The 18,192-nt window shown below is 70.0% G+C and carries 19 protein-coding genes; 8 read left to right on the forward strand and 11 right to left on the reverse strand.

Translation table 11 applies throughout. The annotated features are described in order from the left end of the window. Positions 1-70 precede the first annotated feature (70 nt). From obgE to ACT541_RS00750, 5 genes are all read right to left on the reverse strand, one after another. Positions 71-1,111 (reverse strand): GTPase ObgE, encoded by a 1,041-nt coding sequence (gene obgE, locus ACT541_RS00730; protein ID WP_476133489.1) that lies wholly within the window; start codon positions 1,109-1,111, stop codon positions 71-73. Between the two features lie 58 nt (positions 1,112-1,169). After that, positions 1,170-1,778: a GNAT family N-acetyltransferase gene (locus ACT541_RS00735; protein ID WP_476133490.1), complete on the reverse strand. Its 609-nt coding sequence runs from the start codon at positions 1,776-1,778 to the stop codon at positions 1,170-1,172. Between the two features lie 177 nt (positions 1,779-1,955). Then, positions 1,956-2,228: a 50S ribosomal protein L27 gene (gene rpmA / locus ACT541_RS00740; protein ID WP_476133492.1), complete on the reverse strand. Its 273-nt coding sequence runs from the start codon at positions 2,226-2,228 to the stop codon at positions 1,956-1,958. A gap of 91 nt (positions 2,229-2,319) precedes the next feature. Then, positions 2,320-2,628: a 50S ribosomal protein L21 gene (rplU, locus tag ACT541_RS00745; protein ID WP_476133494.1), complete on the reverse strand. Its 309-nt coding sequence runs from the start codon at positions 2,626-2,628 to the stop codon at positions 2,320-2,322. Between the two features lie 320 nt (positions 2,629-2,948). Then, positions 2,949-4,202: an MFS transporter gene (locus tag ACT541_RS00750; protein ID WP_476133496.1), complete on the reverse strand. Its 1,254-nt coding sequence runs from the start codon at positions 4,200-4,202 to the stop codon at positions 2,949-2,951. A gap of 69 nt (positions 4,203-4,271) precedes the next feature. Between ACT541_RS00750 and ACT541_RS00755 the strand changes: the two genes are divergently transcribed. Continuing rightward, positions 4,272-4,733: a helix-turn-helix domain-containing protein gene (locus ACT541_RS00755; RefSeq protein WP_476133498.1), complete on the forward strand. Its 462-nt coding sequence runs from the start codon at positions 4,272-4,274 to the stop codon at positions 4,731-4,733. Positions 4,734-4,745: 12 nt separating this feature from the next. On the opposite strand, the gene phaR is transcribed toward ACT541_RS00755, so the two are convergent. Beyond that, on the reverse strand, positions 4,746-5,327 hold the full coding sequence (phaR, locus tag ACT541_RS00760) for a polyhydroxyalkanoate synthesis repressor PhaR (protein WP_476133500.1): 582 nt from the start codon (positions 5,325-5,327) through the stop codon (positions 4,746-4,748). 402 nt (positions 5,328-5,729) lie between these two features. On the opposite strand from phaR, the gene ACT541_RS00765 reads away from it, so the two are divergent. The 4 genes from ACT541_RS00765 (at position 5,730) to ACT541_RS00780 (ending at position 9,041) form a co-directional block, all read left to right on the forward strand. Beyond that, a complete protein-coding gene (locus ACT541_RS00765; RefSeq protein ID WP_476133501.1) occupies positions 5,730-6,902 on the forward strand; it encodes an acetyl-CoA C-acetyltransferase in 1,173 nt (390 codons plus the stop codon). A 163-nt stretch (positions 6,903-7,065) separates the two neighbouring features. Continuing rightward, positions 7,066-7,791, forward strand: coding sequence for an acetoacetyl-CoA reductase (gene phbB / locus ACT541_RS00770; protein ID WP_476133502.1), 726 nt, complete (start codon positions 7,066-7,068; stop codon positions 7,789-7,791). Positions 7,792-7,901: 110 nt separating this feature from the next. Further along, positions 7,902-8,675, forward strand: coding sequence for an alpha/beta fold hydrolase (locus ACT541_RS00775; protein WP_476133504.1), 774 nt, complete (start codon positions 7,902-7,904; stop codon positions 8,673-8,675). 126 nt (positions 8,676-8,801) lie between these two features. Then, positions 8,802-9,041, forward strand: a complete 240-nt coding sequence (locus tag ACT541_RS00780; RefSeq protein ID WP_476133506.1) for a hypothetical protein — start codon at positions 8,802-8,804, stop codon at positions 9,039-9,041. A gap of 27 nt (positions 9,042-9,068) precedes the next feature. Here ACT541_RS00780 and ACT541_RS00785 read toward each other — a convergent pair whose 3' ends face one another. Further along, complete coding sequence (locus ACT541_RS00785; protein ID WP_476133507.1) at positions 9,069-10,121, reverse strand: aldo/keto reductase; 1,053 nt, start codon at positions 10,119-10,121, stop codon at positions 9,069-9,071. Between the two features lie 34 nt (positions 10,122-10,155). Beyond that, positions 10,156-10,791, reverse strand: coding sequence for an arylesterase (locus ACT541_RS00790; RefSeq protein ID WP_476133508.1), 636 nt, complete (start codon positions 10,789-10,791; stop codon positions 10,156-10,158). A gap of 120 nt (positions 10,792-10,911) precedes the next feature. Here ACT541_RS00790 and ACT541_RS00795 point away from each other — a divergent pair, with 120 nt between their 5' ends. The 3 genes from ACT541_RS00795 to ACT541_RS00805 all read left to right on the forward strand — a co-directional run bounded on the left by ACT541_RS00795 (position 10,912) and on the right by ACT541_RS00805 (position 15,135). Next, a complete protein-coding gene (locus ACT541_RS00795; RefSeq protein ID WP_476133509.1) occupies positions 10,912-11,628 on the forward strand; it encodes an ABC transporter ATP-binding protein in 717 nt (238 codons plus the stop codon). Continuing rightward, positions 11,625-14,183 carry an ABC transporter permease gene (locus ACT541_RS00800; protein WP_476133511.1) on the forward strand — a complete coding sequence of 853 codons (2,559 nt, stop codon included), beginning with the start codon at positions 11,625-11,627 and terminating at the stop codon, positions 14,181-14,183. The genes ACT541_RS00795 and ACT541_RS00800 overlap by 4 nt, the downstream gene beginning before the upstream one ends. Positions 14,184-14,334: 151 nt before the next feature. After that, positions 14,335-15,135, forward strand: coding sequence for a Bax inhibitor-1/YccA family protein (locus ACT541_RS00805; RefSeq protein WP_476133513.1), 801 nt, complete (start codon positions 14,335-14,337; stop codon positions 15,133-15,135). 192 nt (positions 15,136-15,327) lie between these two features. Here ACT541_RS00805 and ACT541_RS00810 read toward each other — a convergent pair whose 3' ends face one another. The 3 genes from ACT541_RS00810 to ACT541_RS00820 form a co-directional block, all read right to left on the reverse strand. Next, on the reverse strand, positions 15,328-15,669 hold the full coding sequence (locus ACT541_RS00810; RefSeq protein WP_476133514.1) for a hypothetical protein: 342 nt from the start codon (positions 15,667-15,669) through the stop codon (positions 15,328-15,330). Between the two features lie 221 nt (positions 15,670-15,890). Then, complete coding sequence (gene lpdA, locus ACT541_RS00815) at positions 15,891-17,297, reverse strand: dihydrolipoyl dehydrogenase (RefSeq protein WP_476133516.1); 1,407 nt, start codon at positions 17,295-17,297, stop codon at positions 15,891-15,893. Positions 17,298-17,332: 35 nt separating this feature from the next. Next, positions 17,333-18,100 carry an SDR family oxidoreductase gene (locus tag ACT541_RS00820; protein ID WP_476133518.1) on the reverse strand — a complete coding sequence of 256 codons (768 nt, stop codon included), beginning with the start codon at positions 18,098-18,100 and terminating at the stop codon, positions 17,333-17,335. Positions 18,101-18,192 lie beyond the last annotated feature (92 nt).

The raw sequence follows: 18,192 nt of genomic DNA on the forward strand, positions 1-18,192 counted from the left end.
GCTCGCCTTAGCGACGAACCGACATGGGATCAAGCGTTTCGCCGCCTTTCGCGACGAAACGTCCGGAGCATCACGGTCGCCAGGGTTCGTCCCTGGCCGCCGGCACGTCGAGATCGGCGGCATCCGCCTGATCGATGGCGCGACGCAGCGCGCGCAGCACCTTCTCGACGTTCTCGCCGGTCGGCGCGGACAGTTCGAGCGGCACGCGGCGCGCCGCCTTCTTCAACGCGGCGGCCTTCTCGGCGCGTTCCTCGGGCGTCAGGCTGTCGACCTTCGACAGCGCGACGATCTCCGGCTTGTCGGCCAGACCGCCGCCGTAGGCCTTCAGCTCCTTGCGGATGGTCTTGTAGGCCCTGGCGACGTCGTCCTGGGTGCCGTCGACGAGATGCAGCAGCACGCGGCAACGCTCGACGTGACCGAGGAAGCGGTCGCCGAGGCCGAGACCCTCGTGGGCACCCTCGATCAGGCCGGGAATGTCGGCGAGCACGAACTCGCGCGCGTCGACGCGGACGACGCCGAGGCCGGGGTGGAGCGTGGTGAAGGGATAGTCGGCGATCTTCGGCTTCGCCGCCGTCACCGCGGCGAGGAAGGTCGACTTGCCGGCATTGGGCAGGCCGACGAGACCGGCGTCGGCGATCAGCTTCAGCCGCATCCACAGCCAGCGCTCGATGCCCTCTTCGCCGGGATTGGCGCGCCGCGGCGCCCGGTTGGTCGACGACTTGAAGCGGTCGTTGCCGAAGCCGCCGTTGCCGCCGCGCGCCAGCAGCACGCGCTCGCCCACCTCCGTCATGTCGGCGACCAGCGTCTCGCCGTCTTCCTCGAAGATCTGCGTGCCCTTGGGCACGCGCAGGACGACGTCGTCGCCCTTGGCGCCGTGGCGGTTGCGGCCCATGCCGTGCTGGCCGGTCTTGGCCTTGAAGTGCTGCTGATAGCGATAGTCGATCAGCGTGTTGAGGCCGTCGACGCATTCGGCCCAGACGTCGCCGCCGCGGCCGCCGTCGCCGCCGTCCGGTCCGCCGAACTCGATGAACTTCTCGCGGCGGAACGAGACCGACCCGCCACCGCCGTCGCCCGAGCGGATGAAGACCTTGGCCTGATCGAGAAACTTCATCGCATCACCTCGTGCCGGGGAGCGCGCCCCTGCCCGCTCCCGCTCGCGTCGGCCGGCGTCACGCTCCGACGCCGGTCTTCGCCCAATTCTTGATCGACGTCCAGATCGACCGCTCCAGACGGAAGCGATCGACCGGCACCATGCCGCGGTGGAAGAGCGACGGCCCCATGCCCTGACCGGCATACTGGAAACCGCTCTTCTCGAGCACCCGCCGCGAGGCGCCGTTGGTCACCCGCGCCGCCGCCGCGATCGCCCCCGCGTCGAGGCTCTGGAAGGCGAAGTCGCAGAGCGCCTGCACCCCTTCCGTCGCCAGACCGCGGTCCCAGAAGGGCCGGCCGATCCAGTAGCCGAGCACGAAGCGCTCGCCGTCGCGCGGCATCAGGCTCGCCGTGCCGACGAAGACCGCACCGCCCGTCTCGTCCTTCAGATAGAGACCGAGACTCCAGCGCGACGGCCCGACCTCGGCGTTGTCGATGAAGGCGAGCGCATCGTCGACCCCGTAGGGGTGCGGCAGACTGGCGAGATTCTCCGCCACGCCGGCATCGTTGGCGAGATCGGCCAGCGCCTCGGCGTCGGCACGCACCGGACGCCTGAGGATCAGCCGTTCGGTTTCGATCACGAGGCCGGGCAGGTCCCGGTCGGGCGGGGTATCGATGACACCGCTCATGGTGCGGCTCCTCCGGTTCGTGCCGCCAGGGCGGCAAGGGGGCGAAAAAGAGAAGAGGGGTAGATGGTGCCCCATCTCCCCTCTCGCCTTTCCCCCGGAACCGGGAGCCGAGATCAGCGGATCAGACGATCCACCGGGTCGATGGGACACCGGCGGATCGAAGGATCATTTCGCCGGTTACTCCGCGGCCGCTGCCGTATTCGGCATGACGGAGATGTAGATGCGACCGTTGGCTTTCGTACGGAACTGTACGCGGCCCGGAATGGTGGCAAAGATCGTGTGATCGGTGCCCATGCCGACGCCGGTGCCCGGATGCCACTTGGTACCGCGCTGACGCGCGATGATGTTGCCCGGGATCACGGCCTGATCACCGAACTTCTTGACGCCGAGGCGCTTGGACTCGGAATCGCGACCGTTGCGCGAAGAACCGCCGGCCTTCTTGTGAGCCATGATTGTGCTCCTTCATCTGCTCTCGTCCCGCACCGGACCGACCGGGGGACGCTTCGAATGGACTGACCGACCCTGGGGTCGGGCGACGGGATCAGGCGTTGATCGCGGTGATCTTCACCGTGGTCTGTTCCTGACGGTGACCTTCCTTGCGGCGCCAGCTCTTGCGGCGGCGCTTCTTGAAGATGATCACCTTCTTGGCACGGCCCTGCTCGACCACGGTGCCGGTGACGGTGGCGCCGGCCACGGTCGGGGCGCCGACCACGGTGGTCTCGCCACCGATCAGGAGAACTTCGCCGAACGTGACGGCCTCACCGGCTTCGCCGGCGACCTTCTCGATGGTGATCACGTCGTCGGCGGCGACCTTGTACTGCTTGCCGCCCGTCTTGATGACCGCGAACATGTTTACTCTCTCTCTTCTCTTTCACGCGCCCTTCGGCGCCGTGCCATGGCCGACCTTGCGGGTCGGTTCCGCCGCCGGCTCCGGGAACCGGAGCCATCCGCCGCCGACCGTGGCCGGAGGCGGTGCGACGTCGCACGGGCTTGGAAACGAACCGAACCGGTCCCGCTGCCGCTCGCCTCCTCACGGAGGGGATCGGACCGGAACCGGGGTCGTTGGAGCCTCGGGCAGCGCCGGAGCCGGTTTCCCGGCCCTTCGCGAATGCGGTGTCATAAGGGGAAAACCCGGCCTCTGTCAACGACGGAACCCGAGAAAAACCGCCCTCACCGGCGCGCCGTGTCGCCGGCGCCACGCCGCCGCCGCGCACCCGCCACGGCGACGATCGCGATCGCCGCCACCATCACCGCACCGCAGATGACGAAGGTCGCCTGCATGCCCGAGGCGATCGCCGACGGCAGGGCCCGCGCCGGATCCTCGGCGCCCGCCGCGCCGGCGAAGATCAGTCCGGCGACCGAGGCCCCGAGGATCAGCCCGACGTTGCGCGCGAGACCGAGCCAACCGGACGCCGCGCCGCGGCGATCGGCCGGCACCGCCGCCAGCACCGCGGTGTTGTTGGCGGCCTGGAACAGCTGATAGCCCGGCGTCAGCACCACGATCGCCGCGATCTGTCCTGCGACGCCGAAACGGATCGGCAGCACCGCGAGGCCGAAGGCACCGATCGCCAGCATCACCAGTCCGAGCCCCAGGATGCGCCCGGCGCCGACCGCGTCGACCGCCCGCCCCGCCGGCACGCCGCCGACGATCGAGATCATCGGCCCGACCGCCATCACCAGCCCGGCCGCCCCCTCGCCGAGACCCAGGCCACGCGCCAGGAAATAGGGGCCGACCACCAGCGTCGCCATCATCACGGCGGCGACCAGGACATTGGCCGCGAGCGACGAGAGCGGCGCGGCGAGCGTGAAGCGAGCTCGCCCCGTGACAGTCGCCGGCCGGACCGGCACGTCCTTCGGCAACCCCGAGACCAGCACCAGCGCGGCGAGTGCGATCGGTACCTGGACGACGAAGACCGCCCGCCACCCGGCCGTCGCGACCAGAAACCCGCCGAGCGACGGCCCGAGCGCCGTGCCGATCGCCGAGACGGTGCCGAGGAGACCCATCGTCCGCCCCAGCCGATCGGCGGGGGCCGCCTGCCGCGCCAGCACCAGCGACAGCGTCATGGCGAAGGCCGCGCCGACGCCCTGGACCGCCCGCGCCCCGATCAGCGCGGGAAGCGACGGCGCCAGCGCCGCCGCCCCGGCCGCCGCCGCGAAGAGACCGAGCCCGACGAGCAGCATGCGGCGGACGCCATGCCGGTCGCCGAGACGCCCGGCGATCAGTACGAAGGCCGTCATCGTCGCGAGATAGGCGACGACCACCCGCTGCACCTCGGGGAAGGTCACCGCGAAGGCCTCGGCCGTCGCCGGCAGCGCGATGTTGGCGATGCTGGTGCCGAGCGAGGCGAGCCCCGTCGCCAGCGCCGCAGCCCCCGTCTCGCGGCCGATCCATCGCCTGTTTGTCCCGTCCGTCCGTGTCTTCATCGCATTGCCCTCTTGCCGAAAACGACCTCGAAGGGCAGGCTACGAATTCAAGTCGACTTGAAGTCAAGCATGAAGATTCTCGACATCGGCGAGGTCGCCGCCGCGACCGGCATCCGCCCTTCGGCGCTGCGCTACTACGAGGAGATCGGGCTGATCGAATCGATCGCCCGCCACGGGCTGCGTCGTCAGTTCGCGCCCGATGTGCTGCTTCAGCTGGAACTGGTGGCGGTCGGGCGCACGGCGGGGTTCTCGCTCGACGAGATCGCCGGCATGTTCGGCCGGAACGGCGCGCCCGATCTGCCGCGGGCGCGGCTGCGCGAGAAGGCGGACGACCTCGACCGCCGGATCAGGGAACTCACGGCGCTGCGCGACACGCTGCGCCACGTCGCCGACTGTCCGGCGCCGAGCCACATGGAATGCCCGACCTTCCGGCGCCTGATCGAGGTCGCGGGCCGTTGGCGGCGTTCGCGCGTCGCCCGCGAGAAGGCGAGCGGCCGTCCCGCCCGCGGCACGCGCCGCGGGGCGGAATGACCGTCACCGGCCTCACTTGGAGGCGAGCGAGTCGAGCTTCTTCTTCATCTCCTCCATCTGCTGCTTGAGCAGATCGAGTTCGCTCGACGCCGGCTTCTCTTCCGACTTGGCCGGGGTCGCGGGGGTGAAGCCCTCGGGGATGATCGCGCCGAAGGGCGAGAACATCCGCATCGCCCGCTCGAACATCTCGGTGTTGCGGCGCACGTGCTCTTCCATCGCCTCGAAGGCATTGCCGGGGAAGGCCGTCGTCATCTGCTCGCGGAACTTCTCCTGCTCGCGGGCGAAGCCGTCGAGCGAGAACTCCAGGTAGCTCGGCACCAGGTTCTGCATGCTGTCGCCGTAGAACCGGATGAGCTGACGCAGGAAGGCGATGGGAAGCAGATTCTGCCCCTTGCCTTCCTGTTCGAAGATGATCTGGGTGAGAACCGAACGGGTGATGTCGTCGCCCGACTTGGCGTCGTAGACGACGAAGATCTCCTGGCTCTTCACCATCTCGGCGAGATCTTCCAGCGTCACGTAGGACGAGGTGCCGGTGTTGTAGAGCCGCCGGTTCGCGTATTTCTTGATGATCGTGGGCTCGTCGGTCTTTGCCATCTTCTTTGCCACTCTTTTCGACCGCCGGTCGCCGCGCGCTCGGCCGCAGGCGCGACGTGGAGCGCAGTCGATCGGCGGGGCCTCCCGGTCGGACGAGATTAGGAAGTTTTGCGCTGCAAGGCCACCGCTTTCCGTGGTGCAAAAGGCGCCGAACCGCCGCACCCGGGCTCTCTTGGCCGAAGGTCTGATGCCGAAACGCCGACTTCGACGTCGAATCCGACGGATTGCCGAGACGCGCCCGACCCTCGTCGCATTGACACGGGCGGGGTGCGTCGTCTCTCATCGCCACCGAGGGAGGTTCGGAGCGGCACGAGGCAATCCGCCGTTTCAAACGATCCAATGTGACACGGCCCGGGCGTGACGCCACGACGGGCCGGCAAACGGAAACCGGAGGAAATTCGCATGACCACCGTCGTCATCGTGGGCGCGGCCCGCACCCCCGTCGGCTCGTTCTCGGGCGCCCTCGCCGGCGTGTCGGCCCACCAGCTCGGCGCGACCGCCGTCTCCGCCGCGCTGGAGCGCGCCGGCGTCGCCGCCGCCGACGTCGACGAAGTCATCCTCGGCCAGGTCCTGTCGGCCGGTCACGGCCAGAACCCGGCCCGTCAGGCCGCGATGGCCGCCGGCGTGCCGCAGGAGGCGACCGCCTGGGGTCTCAATCAGCTCTGCGGCTCGGGCCTGCGCGCCGTCGCCCTCGGCCTGCAGCAGATCGCCAACGGCGATGCCAAGGTCATCGTCGCCGGCGGCATGGAATCCATGTCGCAGTCGCAGCATGCCGCGCATCTGCGCAACGGCACCAAGATGGGCAGCCTCGAGTTCATCGACACCATGCTGAAGGACGGCCTGACCGACGCCTTCAACGGCTATCACATGGGCACCACCGCCGAGAACATCGCCACCCGCTGGCAGATCTCGCGCGAGGAGCAGGACGCCTTCGCCACCGCCTCGCAGAACAAGGCCGAGGCCGCCCGCAAGGCCGGCCGCTTCAAGGACGAGATCGTCCCCGTCACGGTGAAGAGCCGCAAGGGCGACGTCATCGTCGACACCGACGAGTACATCCGTGACGGCGCCACCCTCGACGCCATGGCGAAGCTCCGTCCGGCCTTCTCCAAGGACGGCACCGTCACCGCCGGCAACGCCTCCGGCATCAACGACGGCGCCGCCGCCGTCGTGCTGATGACCAAGGACGAGGCCGACCGCCGCGGCCTGACCCCGCTCGCCACCATCAAGTCCTGGGCGACCGCCGGTGTCGATCCGGCGATCATGGGCACCGGCCCGATCCCGGCCTCCAGGAAGGCGCTCGAGAAGGCCGGCTGGACCGTCGCCGACCTCGATCTGGTCGAGGCCAACGAGGCCTTCGCGGCGCAGGCGATCTCCGTCAACAAGGAGCTCGGCTGGGACACGTCGAAGGTCAACGTCAACGGCGGCGCCATCGCCATCGGTCACCCGATCGGTGCCTCCGGCGCCCGCGTCCTCGTCACGCTGCTCTACGAAATGCAGAAGCGCGACGCCAAGAAGGGCCTCGCCACCCTCTGCATCGGCGGCGGCATGGGCATCGCCCTCACCGTCGAGCGCTGATCGGACGCCGCCCCGTCGCGCCGCGGCGGGGCCGGTCGCCCAACGAAGAGATCCCCGGCACGCGGCGCGGCTCCGAGCCGATCTCCGTTGCGCCGTCCTTCATCGAAACGATGCCGCCGAGCCGCATCAGACGGGCACCGGCGGCCCACAGGGAGAGAATCACATGAGCAGAGTTGCACTCGTCACCGGCGGTACCCGCGGCATCGGCGCAGCCATATCCAAGGCCCTGCACGCGGCCGGCTACAAGGTCGCGGCCACCTACGGCGGCAACGTCGAGGCGGCCGAGAAGTTCCACGCCGAGACCGGCATCGCCATCTTCCAGTGGGACGTCGGCGACTTCGACGCCTGCGCCGAAGGCATCGCCAAGGTGGAGGCGTCGATCGGTCCGGTCGACGTGCTGGTGGCCAATGCCGGCATCACCCGCGACGGCCTCTTCCACAAGATGACCAAGGAACAGTGGTCGTCGGTGATCCGCATCAACCTCGACGGTCTGTTCAACATCACCCGCCCGGTGATCGAGGGCATGCGCAACCGCAACTTCGGCCGCATCATCGTCATCTCGTCGATCAACGGCCACAAGGGTCAGTTCGGCCAGGTGAACTACTCCGCCGCCAAGGCCGGCGACATCGGCTTCATCAAGGCGCTCGCCCAGGAGAGTGCCACCAAGGGCATCACCTGCAACGCCATCACCCCCGGCTACATCGCCACGGAGATGGTCCAGGCGATCCCGGAGGACGTGCTCAAGGCCAAGATCCTGCCGCACATCCCGGTCGGCCGCCTCGGCCAGCCGGAAGAGATCGCCCGCGCCGTGCTCTTCCTCGCCTCCGAGGAAGCCGGCTTCATCACCGGTTCGACGCTGTCGATCAACGGCGGCCAGTATCTGACCTGAGTTCGCCGACCGAACGTTGCGCGACCACCGAGGGGGCCCATGCGGCCCCCTCTTTCCTTCGGGTCCGGCAGCCGCGAAGATGGCGCCCCACCGCCGTTCGGAGCCTGCCGATGTCGACGATTCTCCCCCATTGGACCCGCGGCCCGCAGGGCGGCGTGCCGGTCGTCTTCCTGCACGGCTTCGCCGGCGACCACGAGACCTGGATCGGCCAGACCATCGGCCTCGAGACGCGGCGGCGCACCATCGCCTTCGACCTGCCCGGCCACGGTGCCGCGCTCCACTGGCCGAAGATCGGCCATGCCGGCATCTCCGCCGCCGCGGTGATCGCCTCGCTCGACGGCCTCGGCATCGAACGCTTCCATCTCGTCGGCCATTCGATGGGCGGCGCCACCGCCACGATCGTCGCCTCCAAACTCGCCGAGGCCGAGCGACTGGCGAGCCTGACGCTGGTCGCCCCCGGCGGTTTCGGCCCGGAGATCAACCACCGCCTGCTGCGCCGCTTCGCCGCCGCCGTCGACGAGCACGAGATCCATTCGCTGCTCGAACAGTTCTTCGGCTTCGAGAAGCCGGTGCCGCTCGCCGCCGCCCGCCGCATCGCCGAGGCGCGCGAGGACGCGGACGTGCCGCGCACCCTGTCGATCATCGCCGAGGCGATCCTCGACGGCGAACGCCAGAAGAGCTTCGACCTCGCCCGCCTCACCGACCTGCCCCACCCGATCCGCCTGATCTGGGGCGATCAGGACCGCGTCCTGCCGCTGCGCCAGGCCCATGGCGTGCCCGGCACCGTCGGCGTCCACGTCTTCGCCGGCGTCGGCCACATGCCGCATCTCGAGGTCGCCCGCGACGTCACCCGGATCATCGCCGAGAACACCGCCCGCGACTGACCGCGCCGTTTCGCCGATGCGGTATGGGACTGCGACCATCGCGCGCGGAACGACGCCATTCCCGACGGAGGCGAGGCGTGTTAACCATTTCCCTCGGGCCCGCGCGAGCGGGTGGGGGAGGCTTCGATGCTGATCGGATCGCTCGCCGGCCTACTGGTCGGTTGGCTCTTGGCGCGCCGCATGCAACGACCGCAGTTCGCGGTCGCGCTGGTCGTCGTCTGCCTGATCGCACTGCTGCTCGCCGCCGCCGCCGGCCATTTCGCCACGCCGGTGCTGCTCGCCTGCCTCGCCTTCTGGGCCGCGGCCCAGGCCGGCTGGTTCCTCGCCAAGCTCGCCGCCGACGGACGTTTCCTCGCCCGCCGCTGACCGCACCCGTTGCGCCGAGGCGCTCGTTCACGGCGCCGGATTGGGGAAGCGCAGATGGATCGCGTCGATCTTCGCCGCGATCTCGGGCGTGATCGCGAAGTCGAAGGCGGCGATGTCCTCCTCGAGTTGCGCCAGCGTGGTGGCGCCGATGATCGTCGAGGCGACGAAGCGCTTGGAGGCGACGAAGGCCAGCGCCAGCGTCGCCGGCGTCACGCCGAGCTCGGTGGCGAGCGCCACGTAGGCCGCGATCGCCTCCTCCGCGTTCGTCCCCTCGTAGCGCTGACCGCGGCCGAAGAGCGTCGTCCGCGCCCCCGCCGGCCGCGCCCCGCCGCGATACTTGCCGGTGAGATAGCCCTGTCCGAGCGGCGAATAGGCGAGAAGCCCGATGCCCTCGCGCGCCGAGACCTCGGCCAGCGCCACCTCGTACATGCGGTTGACGAGGCTGTAGGCATTCTGGATCGACACCGGACGATCCACGCCGAGGGCGGCGGCAGCGGCGAACCACCGCATCGTTCCCCAGGCGCTCTCGTTGGAGAGGCCGATCTGCCGGATTCGCCCGGCCTTCACGTGATCCGCGAGCGCCGCGAGGCTCTCCTCGATCGGCGTCTCCTCGGCATGCGGCTTGGGGTCGCTCCAGATCGGCGCGTTGGCGCCGAAGGCGGCCACCGCACGCTCGGGCCAATGGACCTGATAGAGGTCGATGTAGTCGGTGCCGAGCCGCCTGAGCGACCCGAACACCGCCTCGTCGATCTGCGCCCGGGTCAGGCGGCAACGCGAGCCGTCCTTGCGGTACCAGGTCGAGGCCGAGCGACCGCAGACCTTGGTGGCGAGCACCACCCGGTCGCGGTTGCCCCGCGCCTTCATCCACGAGCCGATGATCTCCTCGGTCCGCCCCTGCGTCTCCGGCTTCGGCGGGATGGCGTAGAGCTCGGCGGTGTCGACGAAGTCGATGCCGCGATCGAAGGCGAGGTCGAGCTGGGCATGGCCCTCGGCCTCGGTGTTCTGCTCGCCGAAGGTCATGGTGCCGAGGCAGACGGCGGAAACGGTGACGTCGGACGTTCCGAGGCGATTGCGGCGCATGGGGTCTCGCGGGAAATGAGTGAGGAGGGAAACGTCAGCCCTCGATGCGGGCGATCAGCTCGCGCACCTTGGGCAGGATGCCGGCGACGATGCGATCGACGCCGCGGGCGTTGGGATGGAGCCCGTCGGGCAGCGTCATCGACGGATCGAGCGCGACGCCCTCGAGGAAGAAGGGATAGAGCAGCGCGCCGTGCTTCGCCGCCAGTTCCGGATAGATCGGGTCGAAGGCCTTCACATAGGCCTCGCCGAGATTGCGCGACGCCGACATGCCGGCGAGCAGCACCTTCTGTCCACGTCCCGTCAGCCGGGTCAGGATCTCGTCGAGATTGGCCCGCGCCTCCGCCGGCGGCAGGCCGCGCAGCATGTCGTTGGCGCCGAGTTCGACGATGACGCCCTTCACCTCCGCCGGCACCGACCATTCGAGCCGGGCGAGGCCCTGGCCCGTGGTGTCGCCCGAGACGCCGCCGTCGACGATGGAGACGTCGCGGCCCTCCGCCTTCAGCGCCGCTTCCAGCTTGGCGACGAAACCGTCGGCGCGCGGCAGGCCGTAGCCGGCGGTCAGGCTGTCGCCGAGAGCGGCGAGGCGGAGCGGAGCGGCCGCGGCGGGGCGACCGGCGAGCGGGGCGAGCGCGAGGGCCGTGGTGACGGAGCGGCGGGTCGGATGCGGCATGACGGTCTCGTGAAACACGGGGGGATTGGATCATTCCCCGTCCTCCTCCATATGACAACCGACACACCGCGATACCAGCCCCTCCCGCCGTCCGATCGCCCGCCCACAGGAAGCCCGCCCTTGTCCGCGCCCCTCCCGCCTGCCCTCCTCCTCGCCGACGTCCATCTGAGACTGGGCAGCGGCGGTGCCGCCGTCGACGTGCTGCGCGGCCTCGATCTCGAGATCGCCCCCGGCGAGCGCGTCGGCGTGGTCGGCGCCTCGGGCTCCGGCAAGTCGACGGCGCTGATGGTCGCCTGTGGCCTCGAGCGCATCGACGGCGGCCGCGTCGCGGTCCAGGGCCGCGACCTCGCCGGCCTCGACCCCGACCGGTTGGCGATCCTGCGCGGCGAGACGATCGGCATCGTCTTCCAGTCGTTCCACCTCGTCTCCGACATGACGGCGATCGAGAACGTCGCGACGCCCCTGGAACTCGCCGGCCAACCCGACACCTTCGCCCGCGCCCGTGCCGAACTGGAGGCCGTCGGCCTCGGCCGGCGGCTCGACCACTACCCCGCCCAGCTCTCCGGCGGCGAGCAGCAGCGCGTCGCCATCGCCCGCGCCCTCGTCCATCGCCCGCCGATCGTCGTCGCCGACGAACCGACCGGCAATCTCGACGAGACGACCGGCGCCGAGATCGCCGATCTGCTCTTCGCCCGCGTCCGCGAGATCGGCGCGGCGTTGATGCTGGTCACCCACGACGGCGACCTCGCCGCCCGCTGCGACCGCATCGTCCACGTCCGCGCCGGCCGCGTGGTCGACGCCGCCGCCCACGGCGCCGCGTCGGGATCACCCGCATGAACCGCGCCCGCCTCGCCGCCGCCGTCCGTATCGCCGGCCGCGAGATCGCCGGCACGCTGCGCCGTTCGCTGCGCGGCTTCGGCATCTTCGTCGCCTGCCTCGCCCTCGGCGTCGCCGCCATCGCCGCGGTCGGCGCCCTCGGCCGCGCCTTCGAGGCGACACTGGCGGCGCAGGGCGACGCCATCCTCGGCGGCGACCTCGCCGTCTCGGTCAATCACCGCCCCTTCGCCCCCGATCGGATCGCCTTCTTCGCCGTCCGCGGCCGCACCTCGGAAGTCGCCACCCTGCGCGCCATGGCCCGCACGCCCGACGGCGCCGAGACCGCGCTGGTCGAGGCCAAGGCGGTCGATGCCGCCTGGCCGCTCGTCGGCCGCGCGACGCTCGCCGACGGCACCGACGCCCGTCCCGTCCTCGCGGACGCCCCCCGCGACGGCGTCTTCCCGGCACTCGCCGAAGAGACGCTGCTCGCCCGCCTGAAGATCGCCGTCGGCGACGAGATCGCGCTGGGCGGCGCCCGTCTGCGCATCGCCGGCATCCTCACCGACGAGCCCGATCGCCTCGCCTCGGGCATCGGCTTCGGTCCGCGCCTCCTCGTCTCGCGCGCCGCCCTCGAGGCGAGCGGGCTGCTCGCCCCCGGCAGCCTCGTGCGCTGGCACCTGCGCGTCGCGCTCTCCGACCCCGGCCGCCTCGCCGCGACGGTGGCGGACGCCGGCACCGCCTTCCCCGGCGCCGGCTGGGAGATCCGCACCCGCACCGACGCCGCTCCCGGCACCAAGGCGACGATCGAGCGCTTCGTCCAGTTCCTGACGCTGGTCGGCTTCACCACGCTGGTGATCGGCGGCATCGGCGTCGCCAATGCCGTCAGCGGTCATCTCGAGCGCCGTCGCCGCACCATCGCCGTCTGGCGCTCGCTCGGTGCGACCCGCGGCCAGATCTTCCTCGTCCACGGCATCGAGATCGGCGCCATCGCGGTGATCGGCGTGACGATCGGCCTGATCCTCGGCCTCGCCACGCCCTGGCTCCTCGCCGGACCGATCGGCAGTGCGCTGGGCGTGCCGCTGACCCCGGTCGCCGCCCCGGCCGACTGGCTGCTCGCCGCCGCCGAGGGCCTCCTCACCGCGGCGCTCTTCACCGTCGGCCCGCTCACCCGTGCGGTCGAGACGCCGCCGGCCGTGCTCTTCCGCGACACGCTCGACGCCGGCCCCGGCCGTCGCCGCGCCGGTCTCGTCGCGACCGTCGTCGTCGGCCTCGCCCTCGTCGCCCTCGTCGTCGCGGCGGCCCCCGATCGACGCATCACCCTGCCCTATCTCGTCGTCCTCGCCGTCGCCCTCGTCGGGCTCAGGCTGGTGGCGCGCGGCCTCGTCGCCCTGCTCGCGCGCCTGCCGCGGCCCGAGCGTTTCGAAGGACGCGCCGCGATCTCCGCCATGGTGCGGCCGGGGGCGGCGACCGGCGCCGTCCTCGCCTCGATCGGCCTCGGCGCGACGCTGATCGTCGCGCTTCTGGAGATCGAGAGCGGCCTCCTCAAGGCGGTCGAGACGACGATCCCCGGCGAGGCGCCGAGCTTCTTCTTCCTCGACGTTCCGGCCCGCGACGCCGACGCCTTCCGCAGCTTCCTCGCCGACAAGGCGACGGGCGCGCGGATCGAGGACGTGCCGATGCTGCGCGGCCGCATCACCGCGCTGAAGGGCGTGCCGGTCGAGAAGGTGACGATCGAGGAGCGTATGCGCTTCATGCTGGCCGGCGACCGCGGCATCACCTATTCGCCGGCACCACCGCCCCATTCGAGCATCGTCGCCGGCAGTTGGTGGGACGAGGCCTACGCCGGCCCACCGCTCGTCTCGCTCGATGCCGACGCCGCGGCCGGCCTCGGCCTCGCCGTCGGCGACACCGTCACCGTCAACGTGCTCGGCCGCGAGATCGAGGCGACGATCGCCAACCTGCGCCGGATCGAGTGGAACCGGTTGGCGATCAACTTCTTCATGGTCTTCTCGCCCGACGCCTTCCGCGGCGCGCCGGTGACGCGGCTCGCCACCGTCACCTGGGCCGGCGGCGGGCAGGCCGAGAAGGAGACCGCCCTGATGCGCGCCGTCGTCGACCGCTTCCCGGTGGTGACCGCCGTCCGCGTGCGCGACGCGCTCGCCCAGGTCGACGCGCTGGTGCGCCGCTCGGCCTCCGGCATCTCCGTCGTCGCCGGCTTCGCCGTGGTCGCCGCCGCCCTCGTTCTCGCCGGTTCGCTCGCCGCCCGCGGCGAGGCGCGCGTCCGCAACGCCGCGATCCTGGTGGCGCTGGGTGCCACCCGCCGGCGCCTCGTCGCGGCGCTGGCCGTCGAACTGGCGCTGCTCGGGTTGATCGGCGGGCTCTTCGCCGGCCTCGTCGGCACGCTCGCCGCCCATCACGTCCTGACGCGGATCATGAAGCTGCCCTTCGCCCCCGATCCCGCGACGCTCGCGGCCGTCCTCGTCGGCACGCTCGCCGTCACGGTGGGCCTCGGACTCCTCGCCACCCGCACCGCGCTTTCCGCCCGACCGGCCGACGTGCTCCGCGCAACTGCCTGACATGACGAAGAATTAATCCCGTTCACGGGATTTTTGGTCGCATGCGAACCGATTCGGACAGATCTCGCCTTGCGGCCGTCACGAGGCGCACCCATATTCGAGCATCGAGGCCCCTCTTCGTTCGAGGGGAGCCAACGAAAGGATGAATTCGATGTCGAACTTCGACAACGGCTACGCCCGCTTCGGTTCGACCGTGGCGCATGCAGACGCCCGGGAGATCGATCGCGGCCTGCGCGCCTACATGATCTCGATCTACAACTTCATGGCGATCGGCGTCGCCGTGACCGGCCTGATCGCGCTCGTCGTCTACAACATGGCCGTGACCACCGTCGGCGCCCCCGACGCCGTCGCCGCGGTTCGTGGCGGCATCGCGCTGACCGAATTCGGCCGCGTGATGTTCGTCAGCCCGCTGAAGTGGGTGGTGGCGCTGGCGCCGATCGGCCTCGTCCTCCTGCTCGGCTTCCGCGTCCAGCGCATGCAGCCGACCACGGCTCAGGGCGTGTTCTTCCTCTACGCCGCCCTCGTCGGTGCGTCGTTGGCGACGATCTTCCTCGTCTACACGCACAACTCGATCGCGCAGGTGTTCTTCATCTCGGCCGCGGCCTTCGGTGGTCTGTCGCTCTACGGCTACACCACCCAGCGCTCGCTGTCGGGCATGGGCTCGTTCCTGATGATGGGCCTGATCGGCATCATCATCGCCGGTCTGGTGAACATCTTCCTGGCCTCGTCGGCCCTGCAGTTCGCCATCTCGGTGGTGGGCGTCCTGGTCTTCGCCGGCCTCACCGCCTACGACACCCAGAAGCTCAAGGAAGAGTACGTCTTCGGCCTGTCCGGCGCGGACGAGGCGACCGTCGGTCGCTCCGCGGTGATGGGCGCGCTGACCCTCTACCTCGACTTCATCAACCTCTTCATGATGCTGCTGCAGCTCTTCGGACAGCGCAACAACGACTGATCCGCGAGGATCCTCGGAAGAGACGAGACGCGGGGCGGCCTTCGGGCCGCCCTTTTCGTTTGGCCCGCCGAGACGACAAAGGGCGGAACGTCGCCGTTCCGCCCTTCGAAATCCCCGCGAGGATCGCGTCCCGATCAGATGTGGATCGGACGCTCGTCGACGGCCCGCACCGGGCTTCGCCCGATCCGCCGCTCAGTTGTGCGCGGCGAGGGTGTAGCCGTAGCTGCCCGCCGAATAGCTCAGCACCAGGGTGCTGTTGGCGTTGAAGAGGTTGTCGAGCGTCCCCGGCCCGCCGCGCGCCAGACAGACGTAGCTCTGCGAGACGTCGGAGCCGTTGGAGCTCTCCTCGACCTGCAGCGAGTTCAGATAGGGGTTCTGGTCGTTGCCGTAGGTCACCAGGACCGACTGATGCGCCGGGATCGAGGCCGATACCGGCGGCAGGCTGCCGTTGTGCGGATCGGCGCCCATGCGACCACGCAGCACCACCGAGATGGGACCGCTGGAATTGTTGGTGATCGTCTTGGTTCCGGACATGCGCTTCCTCCTTGTGTATCTTTGATCCAGCAATTGCTGGTTTCGGATAGTCTCATCCTCTCACTCGAGAGTCGATGGCAGAATCGCGTCAAAGATGCTTCATAATTCTGTCACTCGGAGAGATTGCCGCAACGTCCGTCCCCTGCCCCGAAGGCACCCCGAAACGAAAAAGAGCGCCCGAAGGCGCTCTCGTCTCGTCGTCGACACCGATCGTCGGGCGATCACATGTGGATCGGGCGCTTGTCGACGGCCAGCGCCGCCTCCTTGATCGCTTCCGACATGGTCGGATGGGCATGGCAGGTGCGGGCGAGATCCTCGGCCGAGCCGCCGAACTCCATCAGCACCGCCGCCTCGTGGATCATCTCGCCGGCACCGGCGCCGACGATGTGGACGCCCAGCACCCGGTCGGTCGCCTTGTCGGCGAGCACCTTCACGAAGCCCTCCGACTTGCGCATCGCCTTGGCGCGGCCGTTCGCCGAGAAGGGGAACTTGCCGACCGAATAGGCGACGCCGGCGGCCTTGAGGTCTTCCTCGGTCTTGCCGACGCAGGCGAACTCGGGCTGGGTGTAGACCACGCCCGGGATCACGTCGTAGTTCACGTGGCCGTGCTGGCCGGAGATGATCTCGGCGACCGCGACGCCCTCGTCCTCGGCCTTGTGGGCGAGCATCGGGCCGCGGATGACGTCGCCGATGGCGTAGATGCCCTGGACCGCCGTCTGGAAGTGGTCGTTGACCTCGATCCGACCGCGCGCGTCCTTGGGCACGCCGACCGCCTCGAGGCCGAGACCGTCGGTGAAGGGCACGCGGCCGATCGCCACCAGCACCACGTCGGCTTCGAGCACCTTGGCCTCGCCGCCGGCCGCCGGTTCGATCGTGACCTTGGCGCCCTCGGCGCCCTTCTCGACGCCCGTCACCTTCATGCCGAGCTCGAAGGCCATGCCCTGCTTGCCGAGCATGCGCTGGAACTGCTTGGAGCTGTCGAGATCGAGGCCCGGCAGGATGCGGTCGAGATATTCGACGACCGTCACCTCCGAACCGAGGCGGCGCCACACCGAGCCGAGCTCGAGGCCGATGACGCCGGCGCCGACCACGATCATCTTGCCCGGAACCCTGTCGAGTTCGAGCGCGCCGGTCGAAGAGACCACGACCTTCTCGTCGATCTCGATGCCCGGCAGACGGGCGACGTCCGAGCCGGTGGCGATGACGATGTTGCGCGTCTCGATCACCTGGTTGGTGCCGTCCTCGAGCGCGAGGCCGACATTGCCCTTGGAGACGATCGAGCCGGTGCCGTGGAACACGTCGATCTTGTTCTTCTTGAACAGGAACTGGATGCCGCCGACGTTGCCGTCGATGACGTCCTGCTTGTGCTTCATCATCGCCGCGAGGTTCAGCTTCGGCTTCGACACCTCGATGCCGAGATCGGCGAACTCGTGACCGGCCTCCTCGAAGAGTTCGGAGGCGTGCAGCAGCGCCTTCGACGGAATGCAGCCGACGTTGAGGCAGGTTCCGCCGTGCGTCTTGCGCTTCTCGACGACCGCCACCTTCATGCCGAGCTGGGCGGCACGAATGGCGCAGACGTAACCGCCCGGGCCGGTGCCGATGACGACGAGATCGTATACTTGAGCCATTGCCTGATCCCCGTTTGATCGCATGGGATGAAAAATCACCGCCCGCCCGAGACGTCGAGAAGGCAGCCGGTGGTGTAGGAGGCCCCCGGCGACAGGAGCCAGAGGACCGCCGAGGCGATCTCCTCCGGCCGGCCGGGGCGTTTCATCGGAATGTGTCCCGCCATGGCGCGGGCCCGATCGGGCTGACCGCCGGAGGCGTGGATCTCGGTGTCGACGATGCCGGGGCGAACGCCGACGACGCGGATGCCCTCGTCGGCGACCTCGTGGGCGAGGCCGAGGGTGAAGGTGTCGACGGCGGCCTTGGCGGCGGCATAGTCGACGTACTGACCGGCCGACCCGAGGCGCGCGGCGATCGAGGAGATGTTGACGATCACACCGCCGGCGCCGCCGCGGCGCGTCGACAGGCGGCGGACCGCCTCGCGCGCCACCAGCATGGTGCCGAAGACGTTGATGCGGAACATCCGCTCGATGCGGGCGGCGGACATGTCCTCGACCCGCGCGGCGACGTCGACGACGCCGGCATTGTTGACGACCGCGGCGAGACGGCCGCCGATCCGTGCGGCGAAGGCTTCGACCGCCGCGAAGAGAGCGAGGACGTCGGCTTCCGAAGCGACGTCGCCGCGCACGGCGATCGCGGTGCCGCCGGCGGCCTCGATCTCGGCGACGGTCTCTTCCGCCGCGGCGAGATTGCCGACGTGGTTCACCACCACGGCCGCCCCCGTCGCGGCGACGCTCACGGAGATCGCGCGCCCGATGCCACGGCTGCCGCCGGTGACCAAGACGATGTCGCGGGTGTCTGCCATGATGCTCCGCCGCCTTTCCCAAGCTGCGCGAGGACGCGGGCCGCCGAACAGCGAACCGCGGCGAGGAGCACCCGCCGCGGTCGTGAGGATCG

The organism is Pinisolibacter sp. DMC100 (genome assembly GCF_056313705.1).